At 69.0% G+C, this 7527-nt stretch carries 5 protein-coding genes and 1 pseudogene; 1 reads left to right on the forward strand and 5 read right to left on the reverse strand.

Going from position 1 to position 7527, the window contains the following annotated elements; all coding sequences use genetic code 11:
- Window positions 1-52 precede the first annotated feature (52 nt).
- The 4 genes from hutH to hutI all read right to left on the reverse strand — a co-directional run bounded on the left by hutH (window position 53) and on the right by hutI (window position 5729).
- Complete coding sequence (gene hutH / locus NFU04_RS15000; protein ID WP_251310233.1) at window positions 53-1603, reverse strand: histidine ammonia-lyase; 1551 nt, start codon at window positions 1601-1603, stop codon at window positions 53-55.
- Window positions 1604-1774: 171 nt separating this feature from the next.
- Window positions 1775-3454: a urocanate hydratase gene (gene hutU / locus NFU04_RS15005; protein ID WP_251310234.1), complete on the reverse strand. Its 1680-nt coding sequence runs from the start codon at window positions 3452-3454 to the stop codon at window positions 1775-1777.
- Between the two features lie 49 nt (window positions 3455-3503).
- Entirely contained in the window at window positions 3504-4457 is a 954-nt protein-coding gene (gene hutG / locus NFU04_RS15010; protein ID WP_251310235.1) for a formimidoylglutamase, read from the reverse strand.
- A 54-nt stretch (window positions 4458-4511) separates the two neighbouring features.
- On the reverse strand, window positions 4512-5729 hold the full coding sequence (gene hutI / locus NFU04_RS15015) for an imidazolonepropionase (RefSeq protein WP_251310236.1): 1218 nt from the start codon (window positions 5727-5729) through the stop codon (window positions 4512-4514).
- A 339-nt stretch (window positions 5730-6068) separates the two neighbouring features.
- Between hutI and NFU04_RS15020 the strand changes: the two genes are divergently transcribed.
- Window positions 6069-7403 carry a YjiH family protein gene (locus NFU04_RS15020; RefSeq protein ID WP_251310237.1) on the forward strand — a complete coding sequence of 445 codons (1335 nt, stop codon included), beginning with the start codon at window positions 6069-6071 and terminating at the stop codon, window positions 7401-7403.
- On the opposite strand, the pseudogene NFU04_RS15025 reads toward NFU04_RS15020, so the two are convergent.
- Window positions 7400-7527, reverse strand: a pseudogene (locus tag NFU04_RS15025) (IS481 family transposase); the annotation flags it as partial. The gene NFU04_RS15020 and the pseudogene NFU04_RS15025 overlap by 4 nt on opposite strands.

Consider the following 7527-nt stretch of genomic DNA (forward strand, 5'->3'; position numbering starts at 1 on the left):
CACTGATATCCCCACGGCAGGCGCCGTGGGAACACGGGAAATGCCGGGCGGCTCAGTGGCAGCTGGGCAGCATACCGGCGGGTACCAGGGGGCTCAAGGCGCGGCTGGCCAGCAGCGCGGTGGCGGCCTCGATATCCGGGGCGAAGAAGCGGTCCTTGTCGTAGTAGCCGACCCGCTCGCGCAGGGCATGACGGGCCTGCTCCAGGGGCGCGGTGGTGACCAGCGGCCGGCCCTGATCATCCCGGCGGAAGTCCAGGCCCTGGCAGGCGGCCAGCCACTCGATGGCCAGGATGCCACGCACATTGGCGGCCATCTCCCAGAGGCGCTTACCGGCGGCCGGGGCCATGGAGACATGGTCTTCCTGGTTGGCGGAGGTGGGCAGGCTGTCGACGCTATGCGGGTGGGCCAGGGCCTTGTTCTCGCTGGCCAGGGCGGCCGCCGTGACCTGGGCGATCATGAACCCGGAATTGACCCCGCCGTTCTCGACCAGGAAGGGTGGCAGCCCGGACATGTGCTTGTCCATCATCAGCGAGATACGCCGCTCGGTGAGCGAGCCGATCTCGGCGATGGCCAGGGCCAGGTTGTCCGCCGCCATGGCCACCGGCTCGGCGTGGAAGTTGCCGCCGGAGATGATATCGCCCTCCGCGGCGAACACCAGGGGGTTGTCGGAGACCGCATTGAGCTCGACGGCCAGCACCTCGGCGGCCTGGCGCAGCTGGGTGAGGGCGGCGCCCATCACCTGAGGCTGGCAGCGCAGGGAGTAGGGGTCCTGCACCTTGTCGCAGTGCGCATGGGTGTCGCTGATGGCGCTGCGGCTGCCCAGCAGGTGCCGGTAGGCGGCGGCGGCGTCGATCTGGCCCTGCTGGCCACGTACCTCATGGATCCGCGGATCGAAGGGCGAACGCGAGCTCAGGGTCGCTTCCACGGTGAGCGAACCGCAGACGGTGGCGGCGGCGTAGAGGTCTTCCGCCTCGAAGAGGCCGCGCAGGGCGTAGGCGGTGGAGACCTGGGTGCCGTTGAGCAGCGCCAGGCCCTCCTTGGGGGCCAGGCTCAGGGGCTCGAGGCCGGCCACCTTGAGGGCCTCGGTGGCCGGCAGCCACTCGCCCCGGTGGCGTGCCTGACCCTCGCCGAGCAGCACCACGCTCATATGCGCCAGCGGCGCCAGGTCGCCGGAGGCGCCCACCGAGCCCTTGAGGGGGATGTGCGGGTAGACCTCGGCGTTGATCAGCGCCACCAGGGCGTCGAGCACCTCGCGGCGGATGCCGGAGAAGCCCCGGGCCAGGCTGTTGACCTTGAGCACCATGATCAGGCGCACCAGGGCGTCCTCCATAGGCTCGCCGACGCCGGTGGCATGCGAGAGCACCAGGGAGCGCTGCAGGGCCTCCAGGTTGTGCTTCTCGATGCGGGTCTGGGCCAGCAGCCCGAAGCCGGTGTTGATGCCGTAGACGGTGCGATCCTCGGCGACGACGCGATTGACGCAGTCGACGCCCTGCTGGATGGCGGCATCGGCGCTGGCCGGCAGGCTGACCGACAGCGGCGCCTCATAGACCTGGCGGGCCTGGGCCAGGGTCATCTTGCCGGGGTGGATCTCGAGATGGGTCATCATATTCTCCTGAAAACTGAGGTAGCGAAGGCAATAAGCCATTCCGGCGACAAGCCCCGAGGTGTCGCACCATCGCGAGGCGCGGTAAACCCATCCATGGGCGCTACTTTTGCCGTCCCTGGAAAAAAAACCTCGCTGCGCCTTGTCCCCGGCGCTTATTGCCGGGCGTCGTTACTTATCCAGCATCGGCAGGTCGAGGCCGTTGTCCCGGGCGCACTGCTTGGCGATCTCGTAGCCGGCATCGGCGTGACGCATTACCCCGGTGCCCGGGTCGTTGCGCAGCACCCGGCCCAGGCGGGCATGGGCATCATCACTGCCGTCGGCGACGATCACCACCCCGGCATGTTGGGAGTAGCCCATGCCCACGCCGCCGCCATGGTGCAGCGACACCCAGGTGGCGCCGCCGGCGGTATTGAGCAGGGCGTTGAGCAGCGGCCAGTCGGAGACGGTGTCGGAGCCGTCCCTCATCGCCTCGGTCTCGCGGTTGGGGCTGGCCACCGAGCCGGAATCCAGGTGATCGCGGCCTATCACGATGGGTGCCTTGAGCTCGCCGTTCTTGACCATCTCGTTGAAGGCCTGGCCGAGGCGGGCACGATCCTTGAGGCCCACCCAGCAGATGCGCGCCGGCAGCCCCTGGAAACTGATGCGCTCCCGGGCCATGTCCAGCCAGCGGTGCAGGTGCTCGTCGTCGGGGATCAGCTCCTTGACCTTCTGATCGGTCTTGTAGATGTCTTCCGGGTCGCCGGAGAGCGCCGCCCAGCGGAAGGGGCCGATGCCCTGACAGAACAGCGGGCGGATATAGGCCGGCACGAAGCCGGGGAAGTCGAAGGCGTTGCTGACCCCTTCTTCCATCGCCATCTGGCGGATGTTGTTGCCGTAGTCGAAGGTCGGCACGCCCTGCTGCTGGAAGTCGAGCATGGCCTGGACATGCACCGCCATGGACTGCTTGGCGGCCTTGACGGTGGCTTCCGGCTGGGTCTTGCCACGGGCCACGTACTCCTCCCAGGTCCAGCCCTGGGGCAGGTAGCCGTGCAGCGGGTCGTGGGCGCTGGTCTGGTCGGTGACCATGTCCGGCCGAACCCCACGGCGCACGAGTTCGGGGAGCACATCGGCGGCGTTGGCACACAGGCCGATGGAGATCGCTTTGCCCTCGGCGGTGTAGCGCTCGATGCGGGCCAGGGCGTCGTCCAGGTCGTCGGCCTGCTCGTCCAGGTAGCGGGTGCGCAGGCGGAAGTCGAGGCTCGACTGCTGGCACTCGATGTTCAGCGAGCAGGCGCCGGCCAGGGTCGCCGCCAGGGGCTGGGCGCCGCCCATGCCGCCGAGGCCGGCGGTGAGGATCCAGCGGCCGGTGAGGTCGCCGTCGTAGTGCTGGCGGCCGGCCTCGACGAAGGTCTCGTAGGTGCCCTGGACGATGCCCTGGGAGCCGATGTAGATCCACGAGCCGGCGGTCATCTGGCCGTACATCATCAGGCCTTTCTTATCCAGCTCGTTGAAGTGCTCCCAGTTGGCCCAGGCCGGCACCAGGTTGGAGTTGGCGATCAGTACCCGCGGGGCGTCCTTGTGGGTCTCGAAGACCCCCACCGGCTTGCCGGACTGCACCAGCAGGGTCTGGGTCTCCTCCAGGCGCTGGAGGGTCTCGACGATGGTGTCATAGCACTGCCAGTCGCGGGCGGCGCGGCCGATGCCGCCGTAGACCACCAGGTCCTCGGGGCGCTCGGCCACGTCCGGGTGGAGGTTGTTCATCAGCATGCGCAGCGGCGCCTCGGTGAGCCAGCTCTTGCAGCTGAGCTCGGTACCGGTGGGGGCGCCGATCTGGCGGGACGGGTCGTGACGGGGGTCGCGTTGAGTCATTTGGAGTGATCTCCCGGTGGTGTCGTTGGGTGGCTCGGTGTCGTGTCGATCAGAGCGTCAGGTGGTGAATCAGCCGCGCCGCCGCCCGGGCGGTGCGCTGGTCGATATCGACGTCGGGGTTGAGCTCGGCCAGGTCGACCAGCGCCAGCTTGCCGCTGTCGCGGACCCGGGTGAGCAGCGGCTCGAGCAGGGCCAGCGGCACGCCGTGGGCGGCGGGGGCGCTGACGCCGGGGGCCTCGCAGGCCGGCAGCACGTCGATATCGAGGGTCAGGTAGACCAGGTCGCATTGGCCGATAAAGGCATCCAGCTCATCGCCGAGGCTGTCCAGGCGAGCCGGGGTGATCTCGTGGTCCTCGCGGACCAGCACGCCGAGTTCGGCGGCGCGGCTGAACAGCGCCCGGGTGTTGGCGGCCCGGCTGACGCCCAGGCAGGCATAGCGGAAGGGCCAGCCGCGGGCCTCGCAGGCGTCGGCGATCTGGGCGAAGGGGGTGCCGGAGGAGCGCACATGGGCCGGGTCGCGCAGGTCGAAGTGGGCATCGAAGTTGATGATGCCGACCGTCGGCGCCGGGCCATCGCCGGTGTCCAGGTGGCGGGCCAGGCCCGACCAGCTGCCGAAGGCCACCTCGTGGCCGCCGCCCAGCACGATGGGCAGGTGACCCTGGCCCAGCAGCTCGGCGACCCGCCCGCCCAGGCGTGCCTGGGCGGCTTCCATGTCGTCATCGCCATGGCAGGCGATATCGCCGGCATCATGGGCGGGGGCCTGGCGGTGCCAGGCCAGCGGCGCCAGCGCCCGGCGCAGGGCCCGGGGGCCCTTGGCGGCGCCGATGCGTCCCCGATTGCGGGCCACGCCGGCGTCACAGGCGAAGCCCACCAGGGCCACGCCCGGGGCGGCGCCGGCCTTGAGGGGTTCGATCACCTGGTGCCAGCGCAGGCTGTCCGCCTCGGGATCCTCGCGGCCGGCCCAGGGGGACATATCGATGGTATCGAGATAGCTGGAATTCATGTCTCGCTCCTGGTGGACGGGGCTACCCCGGGGGCAGCCAAGGCGATGGGGTGATCAGCCATGGGTCACCTCGCCGTTAACGACCCGCTGCTGCAGGCGGCCGGGTTGCACCGCATAGGCCAGGGCCGCCGGGGTCTCGACGCGCCACAGGCAGAGATCGGCCGGGGCGCCGGCCTCGATACGCCCGAGGCCGCGGTCGGCGAGCCCCAGGGCCCGGGCGCCGTGGGCGGTCATGCCGGCCAGGGCCTCCTGGGGCGTCAGGCGGAAGAGGGTGCAGGCGAAGTTGAGCATCAGGGTCGGATCGAAGATCGGCGAGCTGCCCGGGTTGGCGTCGGTGGCCACGGCCATGGGCACGCCGGCGTTACGCAGCGCCTCGATGGGCGGCAGCTTGGTCTCGCGCAGGGTGTGGAAGGCGCCGGGCAGCAGCACGGCGACGCTGCCGGCCTGCTTCAGGGCGGCCACGCCGGCCTCGTCCAGGTACTCGATATGGTCGGCGGAGAGCGCCCCATGGCGCGCCGCCATGGCGCTGCCCCCCAGGTTGGAGAGCTGCTCGGCGTGGGCCTTGATGGGCAGGCCGTGGGCCTCGGCGGCCGCGAAGACCCGCTCGCACTGGGCCACCGAGAAGGCGATGTTCTCGCAGAACACATCCACCGCATCCGCCAGGCCTTCGGCGGCGGCGGCCGGAATCATCTCCTCGCAGACCAGGCGAATGTAGCCGTCGCTGTCGCCCTCAAACTCCGGGGGCAGGGCATGGGCGCCGAGCAGGGTGGTGATCACCCGCACCGGCAGGGCCTCGCCCAGGCGTCGGGCGACCCGCAGCATCTTCAGCTCGTCGGCGACCGTCAGGCCATAGCCGGACTTGATCTCCACCGTGGTGGCGCCCTCGGCCATCAGTGCCTCGAGGCGCGGCCGGGCGGCGGCGAAGAGCGCCTCCTCGCTGGCCTCGCGGGTGGCGGTGACGGTGCTGAGGATGCCGCCGCCGCGGCGGGCGATCTCCGCGTAGCTGACGCCTTCCAGGCGCTGCTCGAATTCGTCGGCCCGGGAGCCGCCGAAGACCAGGTGGGTATGGCAGTCCACCAGGCCGGGGGTCATGACGCCGCCGCTGGCCATCGTCTCGCAGCCGGCGAGGGTCGCGGCATCGAGTTCGCTCATCGGCGCCACCCGCTCGATGCGCCCGTCGGCCACGATCACCCCCATGGGGGCGGGCAGGGTGCGCAGGCCATCGAAGAGGGTGATATCGCGCCACAGGCGACGACTGGCTTGGGATGGCATAACGGCCTCCTCACTGGGCTGGGTTATGTATATACAATTAGCCTAGCCCGAAAAGGGCGTCAAGTCACCCCCGAGACGGGCCGCCCCTTGGGCGGGTGATCGACCCTGAGTTCCGCCAATAAGCCCTTTTTTATTAATGATTTATATTTTCTGTCGTCGCTGGGTGTCAGCTTGGCAGGTTGGCATTTCGACCAAAGTCTAAGGCATTTTGATAAGCGGGCGGGCCAGGGTTTGTCTATTGTAATGTATATACAAGACATGGACGCCGCCCCAACTCCTTCCCTGCCCGAGGCGCGCTACCCAGGGCCCCGGGCCAACAATCACAAGCGAGGCGATCTTATGGACTCCCCCAAGGCATCCTCCCCGGCTCCCGCGCGACGCGGCGGCGCCGCCACCGTCCTGAAACTCTTCGTGCCCAGCCTGCTGGGTATCCTGATCTTCTTCGTGCCCATCGAGCTCGGCGGGCGCAGCACCATCCTGCTCGACCATATGGTCGGTGGGGCGCGGAGCCTGCTGGGAGACTTCAGCGGCTTCTATGCCCTGGCGCTGATCGTGGCCGGGGCCGCCTACCCGCTGATCAGGGGCTACTGGCGACGCAACCTCACCGAGCGCATCTTTACCGTGCTGAAGATCGCCGGGGTGGCCGCGGCACTGATGGCGCTGACCGGCTGGGGGCCGGCCTTCCTCCACGAGCCGGACATGCTGCCCTTCTTGTTCGACAAGCTGGTGATCCCGGTGGGGCTGATCGTGCCGATCGGCGCTATCTTCCTGGCGCTGCTGATCAGCTACGGCCTGCTGGAGCTGATCGGGGTGCTGGTGCAGCCGGTGATGCGGCCCATCTGGCGTACCCCGGGGCGCAGTGCCATCGATGCGGTGGCCTCCTTCGTGGGCAGCTACTCCATCGGCTTGCTGATCACCAACCGGGTCTATCAGGCGGGGCAGTACTCGGCCCGGGAGGCGGCGATCATCGCCACCGGCTTCTCCACGGTCTCGGCCACCTTTATGATCATCGTCGCCCGCACCCTGGACCTGATGGGGGTGTGGAACCTCTACTTCTGGTTGACGCTCGTGATCACCTTCGTTGTCACCGCCATCACCGTGCGCCTGCCGCCGCTCGCCGGCATGAGTGACGACAAGCGCGACGGCGAGCCGGCGTCCGTGCCCGGCAAGCGCCTGGCTACCGCCTGGCGGACCGGCCTGGCGGTGGCCGAACAGGCCCCGGGGCTGCATCGCAGCGTGGCGCTCAACTTCAAGGAGGGACTGGTGATGGCCATCAGCATCCTGCCGTCGATCATGTCGGTGGGCCTGGCCGGCCTGCTGGTGGCCAAGTACACCCCGCTGTTCGCCTGGCTGGGCTGGCTCTTCTATCCCTTCGTGGCGGTCTGGGGGCTGGCCGATGCGCCGGCCCTGGCCCAGGCGGCCGCCTCGGGGTTGGCCGAGATGTTCCTGCCGGCGCTGCTGATGGCGGAGGCGGAGTTCGTGGCGCGCTTCGCCGCCGGGGTGGTCTCGGTGTCGGCGGTGCTGTTCTTCTCCGCCTCGATCCCTTGCATCCTCTCCACCAGCATCCCGCTCTCGGTGGGGCGCATGTTGGTGATCTGGTTTGTCCGCGTGGCTTTGAGCCTGACCCTGGCGATCCCCACCGGCTACCTGGTGCAGGCGCTGGCCGGCGTCTAGTTGTGTAAACCCACCAGGTTGTTCACGGAAAGACCTAGCCGGCTAACCGGAGGATGGTAATCCAGGCTGGCATGCGGTCGATGCCAGTTGTACTGGTGAAGCCAAACCAGCAGATACCGGCCCC

It is taken from the genome of Halomonas sp. NCCP-2165 (genome assembly GCF_023708045.1).
GTDB classification, from domain to species: Bacteria; Pseudomonadota; Gammaproteobacteria; order Pseudomonadales; family Halomonadaceae; genus Bisbaumannia; species Bisbaumannia pacifica.

Coding starts and splice junctions, on each gene's coding strand:
- hutH (WP_251310233.1), bottom strand. CDS start 1,603: ATGACCCATCTCGAGATCCACCCCGGCAAGATGACCCTGGCCCAGGCC.
- hutU (WP_251310234.1), bottom strand. CDS start 3,454: ATGACTCAACGCGACCCCCGTCACGACCCGTCCCGCCAGATCGGCGCC.
- hutG (WP_251310235.1), bottom strand. CDS start 4,457: ATGAATTCCAGCTATCTCGATACCATCGATATGTCCCCCTGGGCCGGC.
- hutI (WP_251310236.1), bottom strand. CDS start 5,729: ATGCCATCCCAAGCCAGTCGTCGCCTGTGGCGCGATATCACCCTCTTC.
- NFU04_RS15020 (WP_251310237.1), top strand. CDS start 6,069: ATGGACTCCCCCAAGGCATCCTCCCCGGCTCCCGCGCGACGCGGCGGC.